This window comes from Streptomyces sp. NBC_00691 (assembly GCF_036226665.1).
In the GTDB taxonomy this organism is placed as follows: domain Bacteria; phylum Actinomycetota; class Actinomycetes; order Streptomycetales; family Streptomycetaceae; genus Streptomyces.
Window position 1 is genome coordinate 1,510,829 of record NZ_CP109007.1, and the last position, 26,474, is coordinate 1,537,302.

The following is a 26,474-nucleotide window of genomic DNA, read 5'->3' on the forward strand; positions in this document are numbered from 1 at the left end:
CGAAGGCAGCCCGGTTCCCCGGCCGTGGGACAGCCGGGTTCTCCCTGGGGCGAGGACGGCGGCGTGCTCTCCTAGAAGGATGCGTCGCGCGAACCCTTCGATTCCAGTGCTGACGGTGCCATTCGGAAGATTTGCGAAACCCTGGCTGAACCATCCCTCCGCCTCGCGGGTTCACGCGGAGCCAAGGCTCGGACGGGCAGGATGCAGCACCGGATCAGCCGGTCGGACAACCCGGCTTCCGGCAACCGAGGCAGGAAACGACAAGGCTGCTCCATTTGCGGACACCGGCGCGACGTCGATGGTCTTCACTGGCCGGCCCCGAACCGCCATCGTCGGGCAGCCAGTTCCTCCACCACGGCGCTGTCGTATTCCCCGTGAACTTCGGCTTCAGCGGCACGTCGGTGGCCGACACCAACAGGGTGTCGGCCGCGTTCACCCTGCCGCTGAGGAAGGCACCCGCGACCGTGCCGGTTCCCCCGCCCTGGGTGGCGTCCACAGGACTCCTTCCGAACCGGGCAGGGCCGGCGTAGCGGCGCGGGCCTCATGACGCGACCGGGCCGGGCACGGCCCTCCCGCACGGGCCGGGTTCCGGTGCCGCGGCTCTTCCAGGGGTCTCGCCCCCAGGGCTGGTGGTCGGACTTGTGCACCACCGCGGTCACGAGGTGGTTGCCGTCGACGGTGACCACATCTCGGTGGCAGATGCCCTGAGCGAAGAAGAAGAGGCAGGCCACCTCGAAGGTGTCCCCGGTGAGCCTGCGTACGCCGAGCAGCTCGCGCCATCCGTCCTTACGGACAGACAGGTCTGCCGGAATCCAGTGCAGGTGGGCGAAGGCGCGCTCGACAGAACATCGTTGGTTTCCGAGCCCGGAGCCGTGTTAGGTGCCGCGTCGCGCGATCAGTGGCTTCACGTCGAGCGCGCGGACGAGGCGACGGTACTTGTCGTGGTCGTAGCCGCAGTCACCGAGCACGACGTCGGGGCGGCGCCGGGGCCGGCCGCGCTTGCCCCGCACGGGCGGCACTGCCTGGAGCAGCGGGATCAACTGGGTGACGTCGTTGCGGTTGCCGCCGGTCAGGGTGACGGCGAGCGGGATACCGCCGGCATCGGTGATCAAATTCAGTCCCGGATACCGGACCCGACGCTGCCCCTTGGGCAGCAGCGGATCGATCACCGCCCCCAACTCGCCATCGACTTCCGACGGCTTCTGCCGAGCCACTCCACACCCCCGGATCAACTGTCCCGGAGCGACCTGACCACCTTGTAGATCATTTCGTCAGGAGTTCCAAGAGCATGACCTGGCGGTATGGTCGGGGTGTCGAGGGTTCAGGATGGAGCTGGGGTGGCAGTGAAGCGGCCGACGATGGCGGACATCGCACGTCGGGCGGGTGTGTCAAAGGTGGCGGTCTCGTACGCGCTCAACGACCAGCCCGGAGTCTCGGAGGCCACCCGTGCCTCGATCAAGAGCATCGCCGAGGAGCTGGGGTGGCGGGCTAACAGTGCGGCCCGGGCGCTGACCGGCGGGCGGGCGCAGGCGGTCGGGCTGGTTGTGCGGCGGCCGGCGCGGACGCTCGGGGTGGAGCCCTTCTTCATGGAGTTCATCAGCGGTGTGGAGGCGGTGCTCGCCGAGCGTTCGTACGCGCTGATGCTCCAGATGGCGGCCGACCAGGCGCAGGAGATCGAGGTATGCCGGCGCTGGTGGGGCGAGCGCCGAGTCGACGGCGTCTTCCTCATGGACCTGCTGACCGAGGACGAACGGGTCGGAGCGGTCCGGGAGATCGGACTGCCCGCGGTCGTGATCGGGCCGCCGGAGGGGGCCGGGGGCCTGCCGGCCATCTGGTCGGACGACGGCGAGAGCGTGTACGAGATCGTGCGGTACCTGGCGGCTCTGGGGCATCGGCGGATCGCGCGGGTGGCGGGCCCTGCCGGGCTCGCGCACACGGCGGCCCGCGACGCAGCGCTCGCTGAGGCATGCCGGGAGGTCGGCGTCCCGGCGGCGACGGTCGTGCACACGGACTACACCGGGGACGAGGGCGCGCGGGCCGCGCGGGCCCTCCTGATCGCGCCCGAACGGCCGACGGCCATCGTCTTCGACAACGACATCATGGCGGTGGCTGCGCTGTCGGTGGCACAGGAGCTGGGCCTGTCGATCCCCGCCGACGTGTCGATCGTGGCCTGGGACGAGTCTCCGCTGACGCAGGTGGTGCGCCCGATGCTGTCGGCGGTCACCCGCGACATCCCGGCGTACGGGGCCCGCTCCGCGACCGCGCTGCTCGCCCTGATCGGCGGGGAGGACGTCGGCAGCATGCGCGAGGGGTACGCACACTTCGTGCCCCGGGGCAGCACCTCTCCCCCGCCGTCGGAGCCGGGCCCGCGCTGATCGCCCGTCCACGGGCGGACCGTGCGGGGCCGGATCGTCCCCTGGTACGGCCCGGCCCCGCCTCATGGCTCCCCCTACTTGGTGGCTCCCTGGGCGAAGCCGTTGTAGATCCACCGCTGGAGGATCAGAAAGACGATCAGCGTCGGGACGATGACGAGGATCGCTCCGGCGGAGATGGCCTCCCAGTGGGCTCCGAAGGGGCCCTTGAAGCGGAAGAGAGCTGTGGAGATGGTCCCCAGGTCCTCGGAGTGCATGTAGAGAAAGGGGATGTAGAAGTCGTTGTAAGTGGTGATCCCCTTGATGATGACGACGGTGGCGATGGCGGGCTTGAGCAGCGGGAAGATGATCTTCCGGTAGATGGTGAAGGCGTTGGCACCGTCGAGCCGGGCGGCCTCGTCGAGTGAGACGGGGATGCCCCGGATGAACTGCAGGAAGATGTAGACCGAGACGATGTCGGTGCCCATGTAGAGGAGGATCGGGGCCCACCGGGTGTCGATCAGGCCGAAGCTGTTGATCACCTGGAAGGTCGCGACCTGGGTGGTGACGCTGGGCACGAGGGTGGCGATCAGGAAGCCGGCCATCACGAGCTTCTTGCCGCGGAAGTCGAAGCGGTCGACGGCGTACGCGGTCATCGACCCGATGACCACCGTGCCGCCGATGGAGAAGACGAGGATGAACGCGGTGTTCCCGAAGGCCGTGAGCATCTTGCCGTCGTTGAACGCCGTGACGTAGTTGTCGAGGTTCAGCCAGTTTCCCGGCAGGGACAGCGCGCTGCCCTCGCCCACCTCCTCCGAGGTCTTCAGCGAGGTGAGGAAGACGACCGCCAGCGGGAGCAGCACGACCACCGAGGCCACGATCAGCGACAGGTAGGTCAGCACGCCGCCGACGGGCAGGCGCCGGCGGGCGGAGCGAGCCGGACGGGCCGGGGCGGCGGTGAGGTCGGGGGAGGTCATACGAGTTCCACCTTGTCGTCGGGCACGAGCCGGCGCTGGATCCAGGTGATCAGCAGGATGATCAGGAGCAGCACCACGGCCGCGGCCGAGGCCAGGCCGGTCTTGTTGAACTGGAAGGCGAGCTTGATCGTCTGGATGACGAAGGTCTGGGTGCCGGTGGCTCCGCCGGTCATGATGTAGGGGATCTCGAAGACCGACAGCGAGCCGGAGATCGCCAGGATGGCGCTCAGGCTGATCACGGGCTTGATGCTGGGCGCGATGATGTGCCGGAACTGCTTCCACTTCCCGGCCCCGTCCAGCTCCGCCGCCTCGTACAGCTCGCCAGGGATGGACTGGATCGCGCCGAGGAAGAGGACGAAGTTCAGTCCGGTGAACCGCCAGACCGAGACACCGGCGAGGGAGACATTGGCCGAGGTGGGGTCGCCGAGCCAGGGGTGGTCGGTGGTCACGCCGAGCCAGTCGAGGACCGAGTCGAGGGTGCCGCCGTCCTGGAAGAAGTACAGGAAGACGAAGCCGATGGCGACGCCGTTGATCAGGTAGGGGAAGAAGAGGATCCCCTTGAAGAAGTTCCGGAAGCGCAGGTTGAAGCTGAGGATCACCGCGAAGTACAGCGCGACCACGATCTGGACCACGGACGCCGCGAGGTAGTAGCCGCTGACGAAGAAGACGCGAAAGAGCTCGGGCCGGGTGAAGATCTGGACGTAGTTGTCGAACCCCACGTTCTCCCGGTCCGGGCTCACGCCGTCCCAGTCGGTGAAGCTGTACGAGATCATGCTCGCGACGGGGACGTACGTGAACGTGATCAGCAGCGCCAGCGGGGCCGCCAGGAAGAGCCAGGGCGTGATCCGCCGGAGTGGCGAGTCACGCCACGACCTTGTGCGTCCGGCGGCGGGACCGCGCCGGCGGCCCTCTGTATCAGGCTTGGCCTTGTCCGTGCTGGATCGCCCTGTCATGGCGGCGCCCTCTGGTGCGGTGTCGGTGGTCTGGGTCATGTCGGCCTTTCGTGTCCGCAGCTGCGGGAGGTCCAGGGGCCCCGGCCGGTGTCGTGCGGCCGGGGCCCGCTCCGCCGGTCTCAGCTACCGACGGTCTTCGCCGCCTCGTCCCACCTCTTGTTGAGGTCGGCGAAGAAGTCCTCGAGGCTGCCCTTCGCGGCGCCGCGGGCCGTGTCGATCAGCTTCTGGCGGTAGTCCTGCTTGTTGAGGCCGATCTCCGAGGCGTCGTCGATGTCGTTGACTGCGGCAGTCTTCGCCTCGGAGCGGTCAAAGAACTTGACATCGTTGTCAACGAACTCTTTGAGCGTGGCGGGCATGGGAGCGGACTTGACCGCGGAGACCACGCCCTCCTTCTCCGCGAAGCCGGACTTCTCGGTGAACCAGTCGACCCAGGCGCGCGCGGCCGTCTTGTTCTCCGAGTAGATGCTCACGGCCTGCTGGTAGTCGGAGACGAGGGCCGCGCAGTGCTTGCCGTCCTCCTGGACCGGGAAGGGCATGAAACCGATGTCCTCCGCCGAACCGCCGGCCTGCTTCGCCGCGTCCTGCATCTGCGTGATCGACCAGGAGCCCAGCATCATCGTGGCGATCTTGCCCTCGCCGAGGAGCGTCTTGGACGTCTCCCAGTTGGTGGTCGTCGGGTCCTTCTCCGACAGCCCCTGCTTCACGATGTCGTACAGGAGGCCATCGGTGGTGTTCAGTTCGCTTCCGGCCTTCCAGGGCGAGACCGGACCGGCGAGGGCGTTGCCCGCCTGGGCGTCGCAGCCGGCGACGCCCAGGTTGCTGGTCCACTGGACCAGCGGCCAGCCGTCCTTGAAGTTGGTGTAGTACGGGGTCGCGCCCGTCTTCTCCTTGATCGCCTTCAGGCCGGCCAGGAACTCCGCCCGGGTCTTCGGCCACGCGGTGACACCGGCCTGCTTCCACAGTTTCCTGTTGTAGACGAAGCCGTTGGCGGTTCCGAACTGGGCGATGCCGTAGACCTTGCCGTCGACCTCGGCCTTGTCGCCGAAGCGGTACTTCGACAGCTCGGCGGTCGTGCCGAGGGGCGCGAAGAACTTCGGGTAGTCGCTCTTGGCCACCGCGCCGGGGATGAAGAGCACGTCACCGTACGCCTTGGTGTTCATACGGATCTTCACCTCGCCCTCGTAGTCGGTGATGCCGTCGAACGTGACCTTCACCTTCGGGTAGACCTTGTTGAACTCGGCCGCGTACTGCTTCAGGACCCCGTTCTGCACCAGGTCGGTCCGCTGCGTGAGGACCTTGATCTCGCCGGAGACTTCCTTCGGGTCCGAGGGCGGAGCGGCCACCTCACCGGTGGCGCCGCCGCCTCCGCCGCCGCACGCCGACAGCGCGAGCATCGCGATGGCCAGCACAGCACCCGAGAGCGCGGTCGTCTTCTTGTTCCCCATGGCCCAACTCCTTCAAAGTCACGGCTCAAGTCATCGGTGGGATGACGGCACTATGCCAGCCAGTTGTGAACCGGTAAAGTATTGATTTCCAGCGTGATGCCCAATCGTTACCAGGGCCAGGCGATTCACAAGGGCCGACGAAGCCCCGTGCTCGATGCGCTACACGCGATGCAGGTCGCGCTTCACCGGTTCATGGACAGTTAAGTAAATGTGCGGCTAACTTGTCGGCCCGTACACGCATCCCGCCCGCTGCCAGGCGATTGGAGCCGCACACCATGAAGGACGTCACCCAGCTGCACGAGGGGTGGAGCCTGCGCCACGAGGGCGCACTGCTCCCCACGCAGGTGCCCGGCTGTGTCCACACCGATCTGCTCACCGCCGGGGTGGTACCGGACCCGTTCATCGGCCTGAACGAGAAGGAGATCGCCTGGGTCGGGCGCCGGGCGTGGTCGTACGTGACGGAGCTCGCCGCCCACGCCGGGGGGCACGAGCGGAGCGAGCTGGTCTTCGAGGGACTCGACACCGCCGCCGAGGTCCTGCTCGGCGGCGAGACCCTCGGCTCGACCCGGAACATGCACCGCGTCCACCGCTTCGACGTCACGGGCCGAACCGGAACCCTGGAGGTGCGGTTCGACTCGGCGTACGAGGAGGCCGATCGGGTCCGCGCCCTCACCGGCGACCGGCCCAACGTCTACCCCGAGCCCTTCCAGTACATCCGCAAGATGGCCTGCTCCTTCGGCTGGGACTGGGGCCCCACGGTGGTCACCGCCGGCATGTGGCGGCCGGTACGGATCGAGCACTGGTCGACCGCCCGGCTCGCCGAGGTCCGCCCCCTGGTCACCGTGGACGGCGCGACCGGCCGCGTCGAGCTGCAGGTCCGGACCGCCCGCACCGAGAGCGGGAAGGACCGGCCCCTCACCCTGCGCGCCACGGTGGCCGGGGTGGTCGCCGAGACCTCCTTCGAGGGCGCGGAGACGGTGCTCCGCCTCGACGTGCCCGAACCAGACCTGTGGTGGCCGCGGGGCTACGGTTCCCAGCCGCTGTACGGGCTCGACATCGAGCTCCTGGACGAAAGCGGCGCACCGCTCGACTCCTGGTCGCGGCGGATCGGCTTCCGGACCGTCACCGTCGACCGCTCCGCCGACGCGCACGGCACCGGCTTCACCTTCGTCGTCAACGGCGTCCGGATCTTCGCCCGTGGCGTCAACTGGATCCCCGACGACATCCTGCCCTCCCGGGTCACGCCCGAGCGGTACCGCGCCCGCCTCACCCAGGCAGCCGAGGCCAACATCGACCTCGTCCGCATCTGGGGCGGCGGGATCTACGAGGACGACGTCTTCTACGACGTCTGCGACGAACTGGGCCTGATGGTCTGGCAGGACTTCCTCTTCGCCTGCGCCGCCTACCCCGAGGAGCAGCCCCTGCGCGGGGAGGTGGAGGCAGAGGCGCGTGACAACGTTGTCCGGCTGATGTCGCACGCCAGCCTCGTCCTGTGGAACGGGAACAACGAGAACCTCTGGGGCTTCCGCGACTGGGACTGGGAGAAGCCGCTCGGCGGCGACTCCTGGGGCGAGGGCTACTACCTCGGGATCCTGCCCCGGATCGTCGCCGAACTCGACCCCACCCGTCCCTACACGGCCGGCAGCCCCTGGTCCGGCTCCTGGAACCACCACCCCAACGACCCCCGGCACGGCACCCACCACTCATGGGAGGTCTGGAACCGGCAGGACTACGCCGAATACCGGGCCGATGTGCCCCGCTTCTGCGCCGAGTTCGGCTGGCAGGCTCCGCCCGCGATCAGCACCCTGCGGCGCGCCCTGCCCGGCGAGGACCTCTCCCCGGACTCCCCCGGCATGCTGCACCACCAGAAGGCCGAGGACGGCAACGGGAAGCTGAACCGCGGCATCGAGCGCCACTTCGGCCTGCCCGAGGGCGACTTCGACCGATGGCACTACCTCGCCCAGGTCGTCCAGGCCCGCGCGGTGGCGGCCGGCATCGAACACTGGCGCTCCCACTGGCCGGTCTGCGCCGGCACTGTCGTCTGGCAGCTCAACGACTGCTGGCCGGTGAGCTCCTGGGCCGCGATCGACGGCGACGGACACCTCAAGCCCCTCTACCACGAGCTGCGCCGGGTCTACGCCGACCGCCTCCTGAGCCTGGTGCCCGCCGAGGAGGGCCCGGTGCTGGCCCTCGTCAACCAGGCCGGCACTACCTGGCGCACCACCGTCACCCTGCGCCGCCTCACCGCCGACGGCACCGTGCTGAAGGAGACCGCGATCGGTCTGGAGGCCGCCGCCCGAACGGTGGTGCGGTTGGCCGTCCCGGCGTCGCTGCTGCCCGAGGCCGGCTCAGGCAAGGAGTTGCTGGTCGCCGACGCGGACGGTCTGCGGACGGTCCACCTCCCGGTCTTCGACAAGGAATTCGCCTACCCGATGCCCGTGTACGACGTCCTGGTCGAGTCGGCCGGCGACGGCGACTCGATCGTGACGGTCACTGCCCGCACTCTTGTGCGGGACCTCCTGCTCCAGGCCGACCGGCTGGACCCGGCGGCGAGCGCCGACCACGGGCTGGTCACCCTGCTGCCGGGTGAGGAGGTCCGGATCACCGTACGCGGCTGGACGGGCGACGACCCGGAGGTCGTCAGGGCCGCCCTGTTCAGCGTGGGAGCGTTGTGAGCACCGCAGCACCCCGCGGCCCCGGCACTCGTGTCACGATCAACGACGTCGCCGCGCTGGCCGGGGTTTCCAAAGGCGCCGTCTCCATCGCCTTCAACAACCGTCCTGGGGTGTCCCCGACGACCCGGGAGCGCATCTTCGCGGCGGCCCGGGAACTCGGCTGGAGCCCGAACCAGACCGCGCGCAACCTCTCCGGCCAGCGGGCGGGCATCGTCGGCCTGGCGATCTGCCGGCCGGCCCGGCTGCTCGGGCTCGAACCCTTCTACATGGAGTTCATCTCCGGCATCGAGGACGTCCTCGCCGAGCGCTCCTGCTCCCTCCTCCTCCGGCTCGTCCGCGACCTGGACGAGGAGACCGCCCTCTACCAGGAGTGGTGGCGCAGCAGGATCGTCGGCGGGGCGATCCTCGTCGACTTCCACCGGGACGATCCGAGGATCCCGCCTCTGCGAGCCCTCGGCATGCCCGCGGTGGCCGTCGGACACCCTGCCCTGACCGGTGGCTTCCCGTCGGTCTGGACGGACGACGCCTCGGCGGCCGCCGAGGCGGTGCGGTACCTGGCGGCGCTCGGGCACCGGCGGATCGCCCGCGTCGGGGGCCCGTCCGGGCTCGGCCACAGCGGGATCCGCGCCGCCGCGTTCGAGGCGACCATGGCCGAGCTGGGCCTGGACGGGCGGCGGCAGGTGGCGACCGGTTTCGTGGGTGAGGAGGGCGCGCGGGCCACCCGCAGCCTGCTGATGTCCCCGGACCGGCCGACGGCGATCGTGTACGACAACGACATCATGGCCGTCGCCGGGGCGGCGGTCGCCTCGGAGATGGGCCTGTCGGTCCCCGACGACGTATCCCTCCTGGCCTGGGACGACTCGCAGTTGTGCCGACTGACCCACCCGCCGCTGTCCGCGATGAGCCATGACGTGCACCACTTCGGCGAGGAGGTCACCCGGACCCTGTTCGGCGTGATCGAGGGGACCCACGTGGGTGCCCGGCAGGTGCCCACGCCGTCTCTGACGCCACGGGGGTCGACGGGGCCGCCGCGGCGGGCGTAGGCGTCACGCACGACGTCGAGGGGCTGCCCACGGGGGCGGCCCCTCGACGTCGCGCGTCCCCGGAGGGGCGCCGAAAACGGACGAGGAGCGGGTTACGGGGCAGGGGCGTGCCTCGGAACCCGCTCCTCTCGCGCCAGGTGCGGTGGGTGCGATACAGGGGTCAGCCCTTGGCGCAGGGAACGCCGTCGAGGCTGAAGGTGGCGGGCACGGTGCCGGGGCCCGCGACGTTGACGCCGAAGCTCACGGCCCCGCCGGCCGGGACGGACGCGGTCCAGGACTCGCTGGTGGCGCGGACCTGCCGGCCGGTCTGGGTGACAGAGGCGTTCCAGGCGGAGTTCAGCGTGGTCCCGGCGGGGAGCTCGAAGTCCAGCTTCCAGCCCTTGAGGGGCTGTTCGCCGGTGTTGCGGACGGTGATGTCGGCGTTGAAACCGGTGCCCCAGTCGTCGAGCCGGTAGGCGATGGAGCAGCCGCGCCGGTAGACGCCGGCCTCCTTCGAGGTCTGGCGGATACCGTCGGGGCCGCGGAAGAGGCGCTCGCCCCAGGAGGTGAGCCGGCCGGCGTCGAAGCCGGTGGCGAGGTCGAGGTATTCGACGCCGCCGCCGTTGCCGCTCCAGGACCAGCCGAGGTAGCCGAGGTCCAGCCGGCGGGCGGTGGCCATGATGGCGTCCTCGTCGGGGTTGCCGTCCGAGTGGTCGTGGCCGAACTCGCCCACGACGATGGGAAGTCCGCGGTCGACGAAGCTGCCGAGGTAGTCCTCGACCTCGGCGGCGGTGTCGTAGACGCCGTACATGTGGATCGAGAAGACGGTGTTGCGGTCGGGGTCGGAGGCGAAGACGGCGGGGGCGTTCTCGCGCATGGTGCCCGACCAGTCCTGGCCCCAGTTGGGGGCGTCGACCATCAGGGTGTGATCGAAGCCGGCCGCGCGCAGGCGGCCGATGGCGTCCTGCGTGTCCTGTGTCCAGGCGGTGTAGCCGGCGTTGCCGTGGGGCTCGTTGCCGAGGTTGACGATGACGTACTTCTCCTCTCCCTTGAGGGCGTTCGCCACTTCCAGCCAGTAGTCGACCGCCTCGGAGAGGGCGGCCGCACCGCCCTGCTCGCCGTAACCGGTGGTGTCGTGCGCCTCCAGGACGCAGACGAGCCGGTTGGCCTTGCACCGGGAGACGACGGCCGCGACGTCGGCGGCGTCGTTCTTCGTCCACCGGGTGCCGGTGGAGAGCACCACCCGCACCGAGTTGGCCCCGAGCGCCTTGACGTCGGCGAGGGACCGCCCGGTGCGGTCCGTGTACCAGGTGTGGGCGTGGTTGACGCCGCGCAGGACGAAGTCCTTGCCGGTGGCGTCGACGAGCCGTCCGTCCACGACGCGGAAGCCGTCGGAGCGCTCGGCGGCCTGGGCGGGGACCGAGACCGAGGTGATCGCGGCGGCGAGGGCGAGCAGCGTCGCTGCGGAGAGGACTCGTGTCCTGTTCATGGGGTGCTCCCAACTCGGTGCCACGCCCCGGGAGAAAAGCGGGCGCGGCGGCGCCTGACATGGAGAGAGACAGCGGCCGGTCGGGCCAATGGCCCCGGGCGGGCCCACGGGTGGTGGGCGGACCGCCGCCGGGCCCCACTGCCCAGATATTGCTGCGGCTCGATTCCGGGCAGTGGGGATTGACCGCAGGCGCGGTTCAGGTCGTCGCCTCGTCGATCGGCGAGTTCTCCTGCCGGTTCCTGGCGGCCGAGTTGAGGCTAGAGGCCGTGATGGCCGATAACAAGAGCCGGAACATAACCGGTTAAGTTTAGCGACGGTTTTGCTGACCGCCCCCACCGTTCACCCGAGGCGTTCCGCAGTGCCTGTCGTGGCGCGGAAGGCCGTGCCGGCACCTTCCAGTCCGACCTCGGCGCCCGCGGGCACGTACACGGCCTGTCCGGGGCCGACGTCGAGGCTCTCCCCGGACGAGGAGACGGTCACGCTCCCGGTGACACAGAGGAGGATCTGTGGGGCGTCCAGCGCCACGCGCCGCCGCGGTCCACCGGCGCGGAGGACGTACCGCGACAGGCGGAAGTCGTCCACGGGCGCCGGGTACACCTCTTCGCCCTCCTCCTCCCGGGGAGTCAGGACACGGGCCGGGAGCGCGTCGACGCGGACGACCCGGGTCAGCTCCTCCGCGTCGACGTGCTTGGAGGTCAGTCCGCACCGCAGGACGTTGTCGGAGCTCGCCATGATCTCCACGCCGAGCCCGGAAAGGTACGCGTGGGGGACCCCGGCACCGAGGAACAGCGCTTCGCCTGGGCCCAGTTCGACGTACCGGAGCATCAGCGCGGACAGCAGTCCGGAGTCGCCCGGATAAGCCCGCGCGATACGGTCGTAGGCGGCGATGTGGACCTCGTCCGAGCCCGCCGCCGCGACCGCCAGCGCTCGGGCGACGGCATCGAGCAGGTCCGGCGGCGGGCGGAGGAAGGCACGGAACACCTCCGCGACCGCCTGGGGCCCGGGCACGACGCGCAGGGTCTCGATGTACGGGCGCAGCGCGGGCGCCTTCAGGGAGCCGAGCAGGTCGGCGGTGTCCGCCGGGCTCCGGAAGCCGCAGAGGCCCCGGAACGGGGTGAGGGCGACGATCATCTCGGGCTTGTGCTGGTCGTCGCGGTAGTTGCGGTGCGGCGCGTCCAGGGGCACGCCGAGCGCGTCCTCGCGAGCGAATCCGGCTTGGGCCTGGGCGAGGTCGGGGTGCACCTGGACGGAGAGCGGCGCGTCGGCGGCCAGGAGCTTGAGCAGGAACGGGAGGCGGGGCCCGAACCGGCGCATGGTGACCGTTCCGAGTTCGCCCTCCGGATCCTCGGCGACCACCCGGTCCAGGGGCATCAGGGTGCCGTCCCTGGACACCCGGGAGGGCGCCGCTGGATGGGCGCCCATCCAGAGTTCGGCCTGGGGTGCTCCCGTGGGCGGCACGCCCATGAGGTCCGGCAGCAGGGTGCGGGAGCCCCAGTCGTAGGGCTGGACGGTGTTGCGGAGGAGGTCCATGGTCATTTCCTGGGGTGCGTGCGGTGAGCTGGAAGGGCAGGGACGTCACGACGCCCCGGAGGACGCCCGGTGCCGGTGGAGGACGCCCGGTGCCGGTGGAGGACGCCCGGTGCCGGTGTACGCGGGCACGAAGAGGAGGCCCGCCCTCGTCCGGTGGAGGCCGGACGTCAGGGTGCTGTCCGCCCCCTCGTGCCCGTTCCGGCGAGGGACAGCCCGGAGGCGGCGACGCCGGCGGCGGCCGCGCCGATCAGTCCGGCGTCGAGGGCCAGCCCGGCGGGCACGACCGGAACGTCACGGGTGAAGTCGAGGACGGCGTACGACTTCAGGTGGTGCCGCAGCGGCGCGAACAGCATCTCGCCCGCCTGGGAGACCCCACCTCCGACGACGACCAGGTCGAGTTCGACGAGCGCGGCCGTCGACGCGATGGCGGCGGCCAGTGCGCGGCCGGCCCGGTCGAACGCGGCGAGCGCCCTCGCATCGCCGGCGCGGGCCGAGACCTCGACCTCGCGGGCGGTGGCGGGAAGGCCGGCCGGAGGTGTCCAGCCCGATTCCAGTGCGCGGGCCGCGATCGCCGTACCGCTGGCGTAGCGCTCGACACATCCCCGGGCGCCGCAGGGGCACACGGGACCGTTCTGGTCGACGGTGATATGTCCGATGTGACCGGCGTTCCCGGTCATCCCCGCATGTACGGAACCTCCCAGGATCAGGCCGCCGCCCACGCCGGTCGAGACGACCATGCACAGGGCGTTCGCCGCGTCCTTCGCCGCGCCGATCCAGTGTTCCGCCGCCGCCATGGCGACCGCGTCGCCGACGAGCACCGGCTCGATGCCCGCGGGGACGGCGGGATGGCTCCGCACCCGCTCCACCAGAGGGAAGGAGCGCCAGGCCGGGATGTTGACCGGGCTCACCGTGCCCGCGGAGGTGTCCACGGGTCCGGCACTCCCGATCCCGAGGCAGAACAGCGAAGCCCACTCGGGGTGGGTGGCCAACTCGTCGACGACCGAGGTCACCGCGGCCATCATCGCCTCGGCGGACTCGCGCGCGGGCGTCGGCCGCTGCGCCCGCGCCACCACGCGCCCCTCGGCATCGACCAGCGCCCCGGCGATCTTCGTACCACCGATGTCCAGCGCTCCGTACACCATCCGCCCAACCTCTCCAGAACCTTCCGAACCGTGCGGAGCACTACTCTGCCGACGGATGACAACGTTGTCTAGAGAAGAACGGATCCGGTTAAGTCACATGACCGGGTCCTGAGGCGGACGCCTGCCGGACCCGGTCCTCCCCGCCGCACTGCGCCGGGATGAGCGGCTCGGCGCGAGCAATGCCGCGCCGCCGGCGCCGGTCGCGTCCGTCATGCCGTCCCTCGCGGCGGCGGCGAGCGTGGACGCTGCCCGCGAGCGTGATCGACGTGCGCCTGCGCCGCGGCGATGATCAGGCGGTTTCCGTCAAGGCGCCGCGGGCGGCGATCAGGATCTCCTCCGAGAGCGGGGAGCCCTTGGTGGCCCGGGACAGGACCAGCGCGCCGAACAGGGTGCAGAGACGGACGATGCCGCCCCGGTCGTCACCACCGAGGAAGTCGGCGAAGTCGGCCACCCCTTCGGTGTAGACACGCCGGGCCTCACGACCCCCGCCTTCGCGGGCGATGTCCGTGGCCAGCGCGGCGACCGGGCAGCCGTCCGCCGGGTCGTCGCGGTGTTCGACGGAGAGGTAGGCGTCGATCAGCGCCCGCCGGGCGGCGTCGTGCCGCCCTTCGTGCTGCGCGAGCCCTGCGGCATGAGCCCGGGCGAGCTCGTCGAAGGCGCGGACGGTGGCCTCGTCGACGAGTGCCTCCTTGGAGGGGAACTGCTTGTAGAAGGCGCCGTGGGTCAGTCCGGCCGCCTTCATCAGGTCGACGACGCTCACGTGAGTGCCCTGCTCCCGGAACAGCCGCGAGGCGGTGTCCACCACCCGCCTGCGGTTCTCCTGCGCCTGCGCCTGCGATACGCGACCCATGATCACCCTCCATTTGGATGTCGACTGGCATCTATCGTATCCCCATGTTTAGATTGAGTTCGTAATCTAAATATGGGGCGTGCGACTCGACGGCGCCCGCCGAACACCAGGAGCAGGCATGGAACTGAAGAACGCGGTCGCGGTCGTCACCGGCGCCAACCGGGGCCTCGGGCGGCACCTGGCCGCCCAGCTCGCGGAGCGCGGCGCGAAGGTGTACGCGGCGGCCCGCCGCCCCGAGACGGTCGAGGTGCCGGGCGCCGTCCCGCTGCGCCTCGACGTGACGGACGAGGCATCGATACGGGAGGCCGCCCGCATCGCGTCGAATGCCACCCTGCTGATCAACAACGCGGGCATCTCCACCGGTGCGACGCTGATCGAAGGCGACATCGACGAGGTGCGCCGGGAGATGGAGACCAACTTCTTCGGTCCGCTCGCCGCGACCCGCGCCTTCGCCCCTGTCATCGAGGGCAACGGCGGCGGCGCCGTACTCAACGTCCTGTCCGTCCTCTCCTGGCTGCACCCGGCCGGACTGGGCTCCTACGCCGCGTCCAAGGCCGCCGCCTGGGCGCTGACCGGCGCGACCCGCGACGAGCTGGCGCCCCGCGGCATCGCGGTCTCGGCGCTGCACGTCGGCTACATGGACACCGACATGGCCGCCGGCATCCCCGCAGACCAGAAGACCGCCGCCTCCTACGTCGCGGCCCAGGCCCTGCACGGCATCGAGACGGGCCTGCCCGAGATCGTCGCCGACGAGCTCACCCATCAGGTCAAGCAGAGCCTGGCCACCACACACCAGCCGAACCCTGCCTGAGCCTCCCGCCCGCGCCGCGCCACAGCCCCCTGGCCTACGCACCGAGAGCCTCGGGCTCGGCGCCGCCCTGTGGTCCCCACTCGACGGCGGACTCCTCACCGGCACGTACCGCACCTCCGCACAAGGGTGCCCGAGCGACCTGGGCGTGGTCGTCCACACCGAGAGCACCGGCCAGAAGACCGCCGCCGTCGACACCGTCCCGGCCATCGCCCAGGAGACCGGCGTGACGCCCGCCCAGGTGGCGGCGGCCTGGTGCGCGGGCGCGCCGTCCGGTCGTGCCGGTGGCCTGACGGGTGAACGCGGTGAAGGACACAGTGCGCCGGCACCGCACGCAGAAGGACAACACAGACCAGTTCGTACGGGGAGAAGCCCGGCGCGAACGGAAGCCCCGCCCTCCCCTGGAGGGAGACGGAACGGAGACGACGATGAAGGCATTCCTGATCGACAAGTACGGCGGCCCCTCCGAAATGCGCGCAACCGAGGTACCCGAGCCGCGGGTGGGCACCGAGGACGTCCTGGTCGAGATCCGGGCGGCGGGCGTGAACCCGCTGGACATCAAGCTCCGCGACGGGGCCTTCAAGGCGTTCCTGCCCTACCGGCTCCCGCTCGTCCTGGGCAACGACCTCGCCGGGAAGGTCATCCGGGTCGGCCCGTCCGTCACCCGCTTCGCCGTGGGCGACGAGGTCTACTCCCGGCCCGGCAAGGACCGCATCGGCACCTTCGCCGAACGCCTCGCCGTCCACCAGGACGACCTGGCCCCCAAACCGGCCGCCCTCACGATGACCGAGGCCGCCTCTCTCCCCCTGGTTGCCCTGACCGCATGGCAGGCGCTGGTCGAACGGGCACGTGTGCGACCAGGCCAGAAGGTCCTCATCCACGCGGGCGCGGGTGGCCTCGGCTCCATCGCGGTCCAGCTGGCCAAGGCACTGGGCGCGTACGTGGCCACCACCGCGAGCGCCGCCACGGCCGATCTGGTCAAGGAGCTCGGGGCGGACGAGGTCATCGACTACCGCACCCAGGACTTCGCGACTCTCCTCGACGGTTACGACCTCGTTCTGGACAGCCTGGGCGGCGAGAACCTCGCCAGATCCCTGGGGGTCCTCAAGCCCGGCGGAATGGCCATCAGCGTCGTGGGCCCGCCCGACGCCGCCTTCGCCCGCGAACTCGGCGTCAACCCGTTCCTACGCCTGGCCATGAGCGCACTCAGCTTCACGACCCGGCGCAGCGCCAAGCGTCGGGGCGTGACGTACTCGTTCCTGTTCATGAAGGCCAGTGGCGACCAGCTGCGCGAACTCACCCCACTCATCGACGCCGGAGAGATCCGCCCCATCGTCGACACCGTCTTCCCGTTCGACGACACCCTCCAGGCCGTGGAGTACGTCGAGAAGGGACGGGCCAAGGCCGGCAAGGTCGTCGTCGCAATGGCGTGACGACGGAATCGAGCCGACGCACCGGTCGTCGCCGGCGACGGGGGATCCCCTACGCCCCGCTCCCCGCCGACACCGTCCGGGAACCCGGTCGTGAGGACGGCGCGCAGTTCCCCGCCCGGCCCCGACGTCGTACGAGGAGCGTACGGACGACCGCGACACAGCCCTCTCGATACGGCGGAGCGAACGGCGCCCGCCGCGGTACTAGCGGGTCGCGGAGGCCGCGATGGCCGCCTTGTACCAGTGGTAGGACGCCTTGGGGGTGCGCGTCCCGGTCGGAAAGTCGACGTGCACCAGGCCGAAGCGCCTGCTGTAACCGAACGCCCACTCGAAGTTGTCCAGGAGTGACCACGCGGTGTAGCCGCGCAGGTCGACGCCGTCCGCGATGGCTGCGGAGACCGCTCGGAGGTGGCCCTCCAGGTAGGAGATCCGGTCGACGTCGTACACGGTGCCGTCCGCGGCGGGGGCGTCGTGCTCGGCGGAGCCGTTCTCCGTGATGTGGATCGGCGGAAGGAGGGCGCCGTAGCGATCGCGGAGGGAGACGAGCAGGTCCCTCAGGGCGTCGGGGACGACGGCCCAGCCCATGGCGGTGTGGCGGACGCCCGGGTGCGCCACACCTTCGAAACGGTTGTCCATCGCGGTGCGCAGGGCCGGATCGGTCTCGCGCCAGGGCGCCGCGCGCACGGTGGACGGCGTGTAGTAGTTGAGGCCGAGGAAGTCCATCGGAGCGGAGACGAGCGCGAGGTCACCCTCGCGGCGGAAGTCCTGGCGCTCGATCAGTTCTCCGAAGGCGTTCGTCTCACCGGGTGCGTAGCGTCCCGCCAGCAGGGGGTCGGTCCACATGAGGTTGCGCTGGGTCTCGGCACGCAGGGCGGCCGCGGCGTCGGCGGGGTCCGGCGTGGCCGGGCGGACCCGGTCGAGGTTGAGGGAGATGCCCGCTTCCTGGACCCCGGCGGCGCGCAGGGCGCCCATGGCCAGGCCGTGGCCGACCAGGAGGTGGTGGGCCGCGGCGAGCGCGGGCGTCCCCTCGCACGCTCCCGGAGCGTGCTCGCCGTTCGCGTATCCCAGGAAGGCACTGCACCAGGGCTCGTTCAGGGTGGTCCACCGGGGTACGCGGTCCCCGAGCTTCCCAACGACCAGGGCCGTGTACTCCGCGAAACGCTCGGCCGTGTCCCGGGACCGCCAGCCGCCCCTGTCCTCCAGGGGCTGGGGAAGGTCCCAGTGGTAGAGGGTGACGACCGGCTTGATGCCGGCCTCCAGCAGGTCGTCGACCAGGCGGGCGTAGAAATCGAGCCCCCGGGCGTTCACCGGTCCCGAGCCTTGCGGCTGGATGCGCGGCCATGCGACGGAGAAACGGTAGGCGGACACCCCGAGGTCCGCGAGGAGGGCCACGTCCTCCCGGTGCCGGTGGTAGTGATCGCAGGCCGTCTCGCCGCTGCCGCCGTCCGACACGGCGCCGGCGCGCCCCGAGAAGGTGTCCCAGATCGACGGCCCCCGCCCGTCCTCCTGTGTAGCGCCCTCGATCTGGTAGGCCGACGTGGCGGCACCGAATTCGAAGCCAGTGGGAAAGACCGGGAAGTCGCTCACGGAAACGGAGACCTCTCGTGCGGGGCGGGGACAACAGGTCCGAGCATGAAGGAATTCAGTTGCTCGATCCAGGGATTGCGGGTCCCGAAGAATCGGTTTTGCTAAACCCCGACTTAACCGGGAAGGCTTCGCTGGACATCGTTGTCAAGAACGGGGCAGAGTGATCCTCGGCAGCCGCTGCCGGGCTGTCGCGGAAAAGCGGAACGCGAGGGCCTACGGAGCACGACACCGTTCCACCCCTCCCGTCGTACGACGACCCCGCCCCGCTCCCGGGCGCGGTCACCCCGTTCCGAGGAGAACCCCTTCCCATGCCGTACACCGACCTGCCCCTTGACCACCCGGCCGCCCGGGACGAACCCCCGGTCGAGCCGGACGGCTTCGACGTCTTCTGGTCCGAGACCCTGCGGACGGCCCGCGAGGCCGGACGCGCTCCTGAGGTCCGTCCCGTGCCGGACTCCCCCCTGACCACCCTCGACACCTACGACGTACGGTTCTCCGGCTGGGGCGGTCACCCGGTCGCCGCCTGGCTCGTCCTCCCGTCGCAGGCCGAGGAACCGCTGCCGACGGTGATCACCTACCTCGGATACAGCGGCGGACGGGGCCTGGTGACCGACCATCTCCTGTACGCCTCCGCCGGCTACGCCCAACTCGTCGTCGACAGCCGCGGCCAGGGCCACGACACCCCGGACCCCCACCCGGACGCGGGCCCCCACTGGGTGCACGGCTACATGACCCGGGGCATCGAGGATCCACACGCCCACTACTACCGCCGCCTCGTCACCGACTGTGTCCTCGCCGTCGACGCCGCGCGCTCCATCCCGCACGTGGACCCGGACCGGATCGTCGTTCAGGGGGCCAGCCAGGGCGGTGGCCTCGCCCTCGCCGTGGCCGGTCTGGCCGGCGACGGCATCGCCGGAGCCCTCCCCGACGTGCCGTTCCTGTGCCACATCCGGCGGGGCGCCGAGACCGCGACCGAGGGGCCGTACACGGAAGTCGTCGACTACCTGCGCCTACACTCCCCGCACGCGGCCGAGCGTGCGTTCGGGACCCTCGCCCACTTCGACGGCGTGCACTTCGCACGGCGGGCGACGGCCCCAACCCTGTTCAGCGCCGGGCTGATGGACCCCATCTGCCCCCCGTCCACCGTGCTGACGGCCTACCGGAACTACGCGGGCGAGAAGGACATCAGGGAATGGCCCTTCGCCGATCACGCGGGCGGAAGGGGCGCGACTGCCCTCGAGCACATGCGCTGGCTGCGCCTGCGGGGACTCGCCCCCACGGAGCGCTGAGGAGCCGATCCGCCACCGGCTCCCACGACGCGGCGGCCGCGGGAGCCGAGCGGCTCCCGCCCTGCCCGTCAGCGTCCCGGACCGTTGCTCGGCCGGCGCCGCGTCCCGCCGGATCAACCCGTGCTGCTCACGGGAATGCCGACGCGCAGAGCTCGACGCGAGAGCCCGTGAGCCCTCGCCGCCCAGGAACGACCCCGCTTCGATCCGGGTTTCACCGCTCCCGAGCGGGCGCGCCAAGGGTCACAGCCCGTCCGGCCTGCGCGTCGCGCAGAGACCCGCGGTCCCCACGCGACGCGAAGGGCCTGCGGCATCGGCATGCGGGCGGCGGCCGTCGGGGGCGGTCAGTCGTCGAAGGCATCCATGACCTTGCCGAGGTCGACGAACTTGAAGTTGGTCGAGTCCCGGTCGCCGTCGCCGGGGGCGTTGTGCCCGTCCTGGACGACGAGGAGGCCGTGGGGGTACTTGGAGCCGAGCGGGGCGTTGAGGACGGCGGCGCCGTCGCACTCCTCGGAGCCGTCGAGGGTGTCGTTCGCGGCGGCGACCCGGAAGCCGCCCTCGTACTCGTTGGCGTCCTCCAGCTCGCGGTCGTAGGCGGCGAAGGTGTTGTCGCCCTGGCTGGAGGCGAGGAGGTAGCCGTCGCCGTCGGACTCGGTGAGCAGCGTCAGGCCCTCGACGTCCGCGGAGATCTTCTTGCCGCCGAAGCCGGGGTCGGCGCCCGGCGTGCACTCCTCGGTCTCCTCGTCGTAGACGCCGGGGACGCCGTACTCGCGGACCTTGTCGATCAGCTTCGGCGTGCCGGTGAGGTCGGCGCGCAGCCGCCAGATGCCGATGTCCTCCTGGCCGGCGTAGAGCATGCCGTTGGCCGGGTCGACGACCATGCCCTCGACCTGCGGCAGTTCGCCGGGCTCGCCGCACGGTGACCACGAGGTGCCGTCGGGCAGCCGGAAGGAGGAGGGCAGGTCCAGGGTGCGGACCTTGCGGTAGGTGACCTTGCCGTCCACGGCCGGCAGCAGTTCCAGCAGGGCGATGCTGGTGCGCTCGCGGCGGCTGACCAGGGCGTACGACTTCCCGGTCGCCGGGTCCGTCCAGGTCGCCAGGCCGTAGGCGGTCCGCTGGTCGTTGATCTCGGCCTGGTCCTGTGAGAACACGGGCGGTGCGGCGGGGCCGGTGACATCGGTCAGCGGACCGTCGGTGCGGTCGCGGTCGATGCGGTAGAACCGCAGCCGGTCGTGGCCCCGGTCGCTGGTGACGGCCAGGTCGGCCCTCCCCGAGGAGAGCCGCAGCCCGTGGACGAGGTCCACGTTGTTGAACCGGCCCGGGGCGTCGCCCCCGCCCTCGGCGGGTGGCGCGGCTATCGACTGCACCAGCCGCGCGTCCAGGTCGTAGACCCTCAGACCGCCCTCCTTGGCGGTGGCGACGACGAGACTGCGGCCGGGGGCCACGGCGTTGCGCCAGATGGCCGGGTCGTCCGCGTCGGCGTTGCCACCCGCGTCGTCGTCGTGCAGCACCGGCGTCTCCGCACGAGGCGTCACGACCGGCAAGGTCTCGGCGTACGCGCGGTACCGGGCCTCGGCGGGCACGGCCAGTGCCGCCGCCACGAGAGCCGTGGTCACGGTCAGGACGGCTGATCGGACGATGGTGGAGCGATTCACGCAAGTCTCCTCTGCAGGGGGGTGGTTGGACCGGCGAGAGCCTGGTTCCGCAGAGTGTCGGTAGGGCAGCCGCCGCACGGCGGGTAACGCCGGACTCCGGTGTACTTCCGGTGAACGAGCATCCGCCGCGCCGTCGCACACGCCCGTGGCCCTGTAGATGTGCGCGCGGATCGCGTGGCCCGTGCCGGGCAGGCTCCTGACGGTCGTTCCTGTCACCCTTGCCGTGGACACCGCCGCCGCGGTCCGCCTCGATCAGCAGGGCTTCATCACGGAACCTCTTCCCGGCTCACGTCGATGCGAGGTGAGGGACGAGAAACGCCTTCTCCCGGATCGTCCGCGTCGCCTCGGCCGGGGACGGGGCGATGACGGCCAGGGCCCCGACGGGTTCACGTACGGAGCGGCGGACCAGCACGCGAAGCTCCTGGCAGACGCGGGTGATCTCGGTCGAGGACCCGTCCAGCAGGAGCTTCGTCGTTGCGCAGGCATGCCCAGCTCGCGGTCGGCACCGCCGGCCTGGAAGAGGCTCCAGGTGTCGCGCCGGCTCGGACATCGTTCGATCAAGGTCACGGTGGACCGGTACGGCCACCTCACGCAGGACGGCCAGGAGCGTTGCCGTCAGGTCGTCGAGACGGCCGTGGGGCCGCACATGCTCAAAGCAGGCCGAGCTCCCGCAGCGCGCGGTGCTGACTTGGTGCTGACTTGACCGGCCAGAAGATGTAGCAGACACCCCCCGTACCGCTTCTGACCTTGCCGTTTGCGTCGTACCTCTTCGTACGCAGCCAGATGTTCTCCCACTCGCGCCGCCGGTAGACCCGGCGGACGGCCTCGTTGCTGGGTGAGGCGGGGTCGTTCGCGATGACGTCGCCGTCCGCCGTGAAGCCGATGACGGTCATGAGGTGGCCGGAGGTGCCGTACCCGGCGCCGGTCAGTTCCTCCTTGAGGAAGGACTGGGACGTTATGGCCGGGATGCCGGCCCGGATCAGGCTCTCCAGTTCGGTGAGCGAGCGCAGCCGGGTGACCACGGCGTTCATGTCGGGGTACGTGGCCGCGTAGGCGGCGTTGAAGGGCCAGTTGCCGCAGCCCTCGTACTGGTGGTCGAAGGTGAAGCGGGCCGCGTGGCAGACCTGGGGGTCGGCGAAGTCCGGGTTCACCCAGGCCAGCTCCTCGGCCGACGGCCGGCGTCCCCAGTACTCGACGATCATCTGGGAGGAGGTCGGGCTGCACCAGGCCTCGCCGCCGTTGTCGTACTCCGGGTACTGACCGACGTGGGTGTTCTGCGAGTAGCGCGGCACGGGCAGCTCGGCGGCCGGGCCCGGCGCGGAGGCCGGGACGGAGAAGCGGTCCGGGATGTCGGAGGCCATCGCGCCGAGCCGCCAGACCGTGGGCGTGAGACCGCTGCCCGGGGCGCGGTGGAGCGTGAGCCGCAACCGGTACGAGGTCAGCCGCACCCCGCTCGTCGCGTCGTCGATGGCGAAGGTGTCCGTCCAGACGGTGCTCCTGCCGTCGGTCTGGTCGTCGACCGAGGTCCGCCGGATGTCGTCGTCCCCGGAGGCCCAGCGGCCCAGGACGTACCAGGGGGTGGAGCTCGTGTCCGTGTACGTGCCGGAGAGCTCGACCTGGATCCAGGTGCCGGGCGGGGTGTGGGCGTTCCAGGAGGCGATGACCTCGGTGGCGGGCACCGTCGGGGTGTGCGTCGGCGAGGTCCAGGTCGCGTACTCCCACGCGGAGGTGCGCCCGGTGTGCGGGTCCGTGTAGTCGGTGCGCCCGGCCGGGGTGGCGAGGACCAGGGCCGGGCGGTGCCCGGCCACCGCCTTCGTACCGGCCGCGCTGCCGCACCTCCAGTCCGTGTACGAGGACCAGAAGCGGTTGTCGACGAGGCCGGGCGCGGGGGCGTGGCCGCGCCCCGTGCCCTCGGCGGTGGCCGGGTCCGGGGCCGCGGGTGGCCGGTCGGCGGCGCGGTCGGGAACGGCGGCCACGGCGGGAGCGGCCGCGGCGGCCGTGCCGGCGGCCGCGAGGGCCGCCGCGAGAACGGTTCTGCGCGGGGTGGAGCTGGTCATGGGCGGTGACCCCCAGTCGAGAACGGTGGACGTACGGACCTGTGGACGTGCCGGGTGAGGCGAGCGGGCGGCGGACCGAGTGCGTGGGCGGCGGACGGGGTCCGGAGGCGGGTGGACCTGCCCGCCGGGGCGGTCCCTCGGGCGGGCATGCGAGCGGTCGGACCTCCGGGCGCCGGGATCCCGTGGGGCGCACGGACGGGCCGCGCGCGCCCCACTATCGCGGCTTCCGCATGCCTCCGCCAGCACTTCGCCTCGCGTCGCCGCACCAATATTGGTCTCCACCACTGACGGCGGTACCTCGCTGACCTGCGGCGGTCCCCCACTCCCCTACCCTGGGCCCATGAACGACCTCGACCGCGCGGCCCACGCGCTGCTCCGGCTGCCGCCCTCCTGCGGACCGGTCCGGCTGATCGCGGTCGACGGCCACGCGGGCTCCGGCAAGTCCACGCTCGCCGCGCGTCTCTCCACCGCGCTGGGCGGGGCCCCCGTCCTCCACCTCGACGACCTCTCCACGCACGAGGAGCTCTTCGGGTGGACGGGGCGGCTGCGGGAGCAGGTCCTCGATCCTCTCGCCCGTGGCGAGAGCGCCTCGTACCACCCGTACGACTGGAACCTGCGTCGCTTCGGCGCGGTGCGCGAGCTCCCGCCGGCCCCGGTCGTCCTCGTCGAGGGGGTCGGCGCCGGCCGGGCGGCGGTGCGGCCGTTCCTCGCGTGGCTGCTGTGGATGGAGCGCGGTCCCGAGGAGTCCTGGACGCGGGGCCGCCATCGGGACGGCCCGGACCAGGCCGCTTTCTGGGACGGATGGACCGTGGCGGAGACTCGCCATTTCGCCGGGGACCCCTCCCGGCCCTTCGCCGACACCCTGGTACGCGAGTGCCGCGAGGGGTACGACTGGGTCCCCGGGCCGGGTGTGACAGCGGGCGCGGACCAGATCATCACGTACCGTGACGGCTTCATGTCCGTGAACTGAGGGGCCGGAAGTCCGCTTCCGCAAGTGCCTCAACTCCGCTTGACCCAAGGGGCGTACAGGTCTTACGTTCTGAATGTGCGGCTTTTCGGAGCCGCCGCGGACGCGAAGCCCCCGGTTGTTCCCCCGTGATCGGGGGCTTCGTTCTGCCCCTGACGGCCCCCTCCGGGGCCCTTCGCGACCCCTGACGCTCACCCAGGGTGACCGCTTCCGGATCATGCGCTTCTCCTTAAGTACGCACCCCCTGCGCAGGTACGATGCCCCCAGGTGCGGTCAAATCCCGTCCATGCGAAGACGGTTGTGGGGGACCCGATGGACATCGGCACGCAGGGCGCGCAGGCCCCGGCCGAGCTCGCCTGGCTGCGCGGAATCGACGCCTACACGATGGGCGCGTATCCGCAGGCGGAGGACGAGTTCCGGACGGCGGTAAGGATCGACCCCGGGATGGCGGACGCCTGGCTCGGGCTGCACGCGCTCCGGGTGGACACCACGACCGCGCTGCTGCGCATGTACCGCAACCGCGACCGCTTCGGCGAGCAGCGGACCCGGTACCGGCGCACCCTCAACTCCTGGTACTGGCTCGGCTGGTGGGTGCAGCCGGTACTGGAGAGCCCGCGCGACCTGCTGCTCGCGCACGCCTCCCACTGGCTCGACGGTCGCCACGTACCCGAGCTGGACCGGGCCCTCGCGGGGCTCCCTCCGGTCGACACCGACCCGCAGGTGCGTTTTCTGCATGCCTGCCGGGCCTATCTCGTCAAGGACTGGGACCAGCTCGTCCGGCACACCGAGACCCTCGTCGACGACCCGCTGCTCGGCATCGAGGCCGGGCTCTTCGGCGGCATGGCCCGGGTGCGCCTGGAGATGTACGGGCAGGCCGAGCCGCTGCTGTCGGCCTCGCTGATGCGCTGTCGCAGCGAGCAGCCCCAGCGCAAGGAGCTGCGGTACTGGCTGGCCCGCGCACACGAGGGGACCGGGCGCAGCGCCGCCGCGCTGCCCCTCTACCGCGCCGTGCACCGGATCGACCCCACCTTCATGGACACGGCCGCCCGGCTCGCGGCGATCGCCGAGTACGACGGCTTCGAGGGGTACGACGGCGTCGACGACCCGGCCGGGCTGGCGGCGGTCGCCCTGGGCACCGTCGGCGGCGGTCTCGGCCAGGACGCCGTGGACAGCGTGCCGGGTGCCGAGCCCGACCCGGCCGGGCCGCTGGGCGACGGCGTGCGGCTCGCGCCCGATCCCGTGCCGCCGGTGGCCCCGGCCACGCCGCCGGAGACCGTCCGGCAGAAGGCGCCGCTGCCGTCCCAGCCGGTGCCGCCGCGCTTCCCCGCGGGTCCCACCGATCCGGTGCGGCTCGCGGAGGCGCTCGCCGAGCTGGAGGGCATGGTCGGCCTGGAACCTGTGAAACGGCAGGTCAAGGCCTTGTCGGCGCAGCTGGAGATGGCGCGGCTCCGTGCCGGTCAGGGGCTTCCCGTCCAGCCACCCAAACGGCACTTCGTCTTCTCCGGTCCCTCGGGCACCGGGAAGACCACGGTCGCGCGGATCCTCGGCCGGGTCTTCTACGCCCTCGGACTGCTCGGCGGCGACCATCTCGTGGAGGCCCAACGGGCCGATCTGGTGGGCGAGTTCCTCGGCCAGACCGCGGTCAAGGCCAACGAGCTGATCGACTCGGCCGTCGGCGGGGTGCTCTTCGTGGACGAGGCGTACGCCCTCTCCAACACCGGCTACAGCAAGGGCGACGCCTACGGGGACGAGGCCCTCCAGGTGCTCCTCAAGCGGGCCGAGGACAACCGCGACCATCTCGTGGTCATCCTGGCCGGCTACCCGGAGGGCATGGACCGGCTGCTCAGCACCAATCCCGGCCTCTCCTCCCGGTTCACCACCAGGGTCGACTTCCCCTCGTACCGGCCCCTGGAGCTCACCGCCATCGGCGAGGTCCTCGCGGCGGCCAACGGCGACGGCTGGGACGACGAGGCCCGCGAGGAGCTGCGCTCGATCAGCGGGCACGTCGTCGAGCAGGGCTGGATCGACGAGCTGGGCAACGGCCGCTTCCTGCGCACCCTGTACGAGAAGTCCTGCGCCTACCGCGACCTGCGGCTCTCCGGGTACGCCAGCACCCCGACCCGGGACGACCTGGCGACCCTCCGGCTCGCCGACCTCATGCAGGCGTACGGCGAGGTCCTGTCGGGCCGCGGACCGATCGACCGCGGCCCCCAGCAGGAGCCCCCACCAGGCTACCAGTGACCTGAGTCG

The 26,474-nt window shown here is 71.1% G+C and carries 20 protein-coding genes and 1 pseudogene; 8 read left to right on the forward strand and 13 right to left on the reverse strand.

Annotation, left to right across the window (positions count from 1 at the left end; genetic code table 11):
• Positions 1–214: 214 nt before the first annotated feature.
• Both OG392_RS06675 and OG392_RS06680 read right to left on the reverse strand, forming a co-directional pair.
• Positions 215–496 (reverse strand): hypothetical protein, encoded by a 282-nt coding sequence (locus tag OG392_RS06675; RefSeq protein WP_329287695.1) that lies wholly within the window; start codon positions 494–496, stop codon positions 215–217.
• Between the two features lie 319 nt (positions 497–815).
• A pseudogene (locus tag OG392_RS06680) lies at positions 816–1,115 on the reverse strand (transposase); the annotation flags it as partial.
• 228 nt (positions 1,116–1,343) lie between these two features.
• Here OG392_RS06680 and OG392_RS06685 point away from each other — a divergent pair.
• On the forward strand, positions 1,344–2,375 hold the full coding sequence (locus OG392_RS06685) for a LacI family DNA-binding transcriptional regulator (RefSeq protein ID WP_329287103.1): 1,032 nt from the start codon (positions 1,344–1,346) through the stop codon (positions 2,373–2,375).
• 74 nt (positions 2,376–2,449) lie between these two features.
• Here OG392_RS06685 and OG392_RS06690 read toward each other — a convergent pair whose 3' ends face one another.
• From OG392_RS06690 to OG392_RS06700, 3 genes are all read right to left on the reverse strand, one after another.
• The gene (locus tag OG392_RS06690; protein WP_329276613.1) at positions 2,450–3,328 is read right to left on the reverse strand and encodes a carbohydrate ABC transporter permease; all 879 of its coding nucleotides are present in this window, start codon (positions 3,326–3,328) and stop codon (positions 2,450–2,452) included.
• A complete protein-coding gene (locus tag OG392_RS06695; protein ID WP_443054694.1) occupies positions 3,325–4,320 on the reverse strand; it encodes a carbohydrate ABC transporter permease in 996 nt (331 codons plus the stop codon). The genes OG392_RS06690 and OG392_RS06695 overlap by 4 nt, the downstream gene beginning before the upstream one ends.
• Positions 4,321–4,400: 80 nt before the next feature.
• Complete coding sequence (locus OG392_RS06700) at positions 4,401–5,726, reverse strand: ABC transporter substrate-binding protein (RefSeq protein ID WP_329276615.1); 1,326 nt, start codon at positions 5,724–5,726, stop codon at positions 4,401–4,403.
• Positions 5,727–6,001: 275 nt separating this feature from the next.
• On the opposite strand from OG392_RS06700, the gene OG392_RS06705 reads away from it, so the two are divergent.
• Together OG392_RS06705 and OG392_RS06710 are read left to right on the forward strand one after the other, a co-directional pair.
• Entirely contained in the window at positions 6,002–8,401 is a 2,400-nt protein-coding gene (locus OG392_RS06705) for a glycoside hydrolase family 2 protein (RefSeq protein WP_329276617.1), read from the forward strand.
• Positions 8,398–9,444, forward strand: coding sequence for a LacI family DNA-binding transcriptional regulator (locus tag OG392_RS06710; protein ID WP_329276619.1), 1,047 nt, complete (start codon positions 8,398–8,400; stop codon positions 9,442–9,444). The genes OG392_RS06705 and OG392_RS06710 overlap by 4 nt, the downstream gene beginning before the upstream one ends.
• Before the next feature lie 160 nt (positions 9,445–9,604).
• On the opposite strand, the gene OG392_RS06715 is transcribed toward OG392_RS06710, so the two are convergent.
• The 4 genes from OG392_RS06715 to OG392_RS06730 form a co-directional block, all read right to left on the reverse strand.
• Positions 9,605–10,912 (reverse strand): cellulase family glycosylhydrolase, encoded by a 1,308-nt coding sequence (locus tag OG392_RS06715; RefSeq protein WP_329276621.1) that lies wholly within the window; start codon positions 10,910–10,912, stop codon positions 9,605–9,607.
• Between the two features lie 339 nt (positions 10,913–11,251).
• A complete protein-coding gene (gene manA / locus OG392_RS06720; RefSeq protein WP_329276623.1) occupies positions 11,252–12,442 on the reverse strand; it encodes a mannose-6-phosphate isomerase, class I in 1,191 nt (396 codons plus the stop codon).
• A gap of 167 nt (positions 12,443–12,609) precedes the next feature.
• On the reverse strand, positions 12,610–13,584 hold the full coding sequence (locus OG392_RS06725) for an ROK family protein (RefSeq protein WP_329276625.1): 975 nt from the start codon (positions 13,582–13,584) through the stop codon (positions 12,610–12,612).
• Between the two features lie 289 nt (positions 13,585–13,873).
• Complete coding sequence (locus tag OG392_RS06730; protein WP_329276627.1) at positions 13,874–14,434, reverse strand: TetR/AcrR family transcriptional regulator; 561 nt, start codon at positions 14,432–14,434, stop codon at positions 13,874–13,876.
• Between the two features lie 118 nt (positions 14,435–14,552).
• Here OG392_RS06730 and OG392_RS06735 point away from each other — a divergent pair, with 118 nt between their 5' ends.
• Positions 14,553–15,245 (forward strand): SDR family oxidoreductase, encoded by a 693-nt coding sequence (locus OG392_RS06735; protein WP_329276629.1) that lies wholly within the window; start codon positions 14,553–14,555, stop codon positions 15,243–15,245.
• Positions 15,246–15,670: 425 nt separating this feature from the next.
• The gene (locus OG392_RS06740; RefSeq protein ID WP_329276631.1) at positions 15,671–16,675 is read left to right on the forward strand and encodes an NADP-dependent oxidoreductase; all 1,005 of its coding nucleotides are present in this window, start codon (positions 15,671–15,673) and stop codon (positions 16,673–16,675) included.
• 201 nt (positions 16,676–16,876) lie between these two features.
• Here the strand turns inward: OG392_RS06740 and OG392_RS06745 are convergent, their stop codons facing one another.
• Complete coding sequence (locus tag OG392_RS06745) at positions 16,877–18,259, reverse strand: GH1 family beta-glucosidase (RefSeq protein ID WP_329276633.1); 1,383 nt, start codon at positions 18,257–18,259, stop codon at positions 16,877–16,879.
• A gap of 308 nt (positions 18,260–18,567) precedes the next feature.
• Between OG392_RS06745 and OG392_RS06750 the strand changes: the two genes are divergently transcribed.
• Positions 18,568–19,548 carry an acetylxylan esterase gene (locus OG392_RS06750; protein ID WP_329276635.1) on the forward strand — a complete coding sequence of 327 codons (981 nt, stop codon included), beginning with the start codon at positions 18,568–18,570 and terminating at the stop codon, positions 19,546–19,548.
• 341 nt (positions 19,549–19,889) lie between these two features.
• Here the strand turns inward: OG392_RS06750 and OG392_RS06755 are convergent, their stop codons facing one another.
• From OG392_RS06755 to OG392_RS06765, 3 genes are all read right to left on the reverse strand, one after another.
• On the reverse strand, positions 19,890–21,200 hold the full coding sequence (locus tag OG392_RS06755; protein ID WP_329276637.1) for a phytase: 1,311 nt from the start codon (positions 21,198–21,200) through the stop codon (positions 19,890–19,892).
• Positions 21,201–21,486: 286 nt separating this feature from the next.
• Positions 21,487–21,612 carry a hypothetical protein gene (locus tag OG392_RS06760; protein WP_329276639.1) on the reverse strand — a complete coding sequence of 42 codons (126 nt, stop codon included), beginning with the start codon at positions 21,610–21,612 and terminating at the stop codon, positions 21,487–21,489.
• A 238-nt stretch (positions 21,613–21,850) separates the two neighbouring features.
• Complete coding sequence (locus OG392_RS06765) at positions 21,851–23,257, reverse strand: peptidase C39 family protein (RefSeq protein ID WP_329276641.1); 1,407 nt, start codon at positions 23,255–23,257, stop codon at positions 21,851–21,853.
• A 340-nt stretch (positions 23,258–23,597) separates the two neighbouring features.
• On the opposite strand from OG392_RS06765, the gene OG392_RS06770 reads away from it, so the two are divergent.
• Together OG392_RS06770 and OG392_RS06775 are read left to right on the forward strand one after the other, a co-directional pair.
• On the forward strand, positions 23,598–24,227 hold the full coding sequence (locus OG392_RS06770; protein WP_329276643.1) for a uridine kinase family protein: 630 nt from the start codon (positions 23,598–23,600) through the stop codon (positions 24,225–24,227).
• Positions 24,228–24,536: 309 nt separating this feature from the next.
• Entirely contained in the window at positions 24,537–26,465 is a 1,929-nt protein-coding gene (locus tag OG392_RS06775) for an AAA family ATPase (protein WP_329276645.1), read from the forward strand.
• The last annotated feature ends 9 nt before the right edge of the window (positions 26,466–26,474 follow it).

Coding starts and splice junctions, on each gene's coding strand:
- OG392_RS06715 (WP_329276621.1), bottom strand. CDS start 10,912: ATGAACAGGACACGAGTCCTCTCCGCAGCGACGCTGCTCGCCCTCGCC.
- OG392_RS06765 (WP_329276641.1), bottom strand. CDS start 23,257: ATGACCAGCTCCACCCCGCGCAGAACCGTTCTCGCGGCGGCCCTCGCG.
- OG392_RS06770 (WP_329276643.1), top strand. CDS start 23,598: ATGAACGACCTCGACCGCGCGGCCCACGCGCTGCTCCGGCTGCCGCCC.
- OG392_RS06730 (WP_329276627.1), bottom strand. CDS start 14,434: ATGGGTCGCGTATCGCAGGCGCAGGCGCAGGAGAACCGCAGGCGGGTG.
- manA (WP_329276623.1), bottom strand. CDS start 12,442: ATGGACCTCCTCCGCAACACCGTCCAGCCCTACGACTGGGGCTCCCGC.
- OG392_RS06690 (WP_329276613.1), bottom strand. CDS start 3,328: ATGACCTCCCCCGACCTCACCGCCGCCCCGGCCCGTCCGGCTCGCTCC.
- OG392_RS06725 (WP_329276625.1), bottom strand. CDS start 13,584: ATGGTGTACGGAGCGCTGGACATCGGTGGTACGAAGATCGCCGGGGCG.
- OG392_RS06735 (WP_329276629.1), top strand. CDS start 14,553: ATGGAACTGAAGAACGCGGTCGCGGTCGTCACCGGCGCCAACCGGGGC.
- OG392_RS06750 (WP_329276635.1), top strand. CDS start 18,568: ATGCCGTACACCGACCTGCCCCTTGACCACCCGGCCGCCCGGGACGAA.
- OG392_RS06700 (WP_329276615.1), bottom strand. CDS start 5,726: ATGGGGAACAAGAAGACGACCGCGCTCTCGGGTGCTGTGCTGGCCATC.
- OG392_RS06775 (WP_329276645.1), top strand. CDS start 24,537: ATGGACATCGGCACGCAGGGCGCGCAGGCCCCGGCCGAGCTCGCCTGG.
- OG392_RS06695 (WP_443054694.1), bottom strand. CDS start 4,320: ATGACCCAGACCACCGACACCGCACCAGAGGGCGCCGCCATGACAGGG.
- OG392_RS06705 (WP_329276617.1), top strand. CDS start 6,002: ATGAAGGACGTCACCCAGCTGCACGAGGGGTGGAGCCTGCGCCACGAG.
- OG392_RS06740 (WP_329276631.1), top strand. CDS start 15,671: ATGAAGGCATTCCTGATCGACAAGTACGGCGGCCCCTCCGAAATGCGC.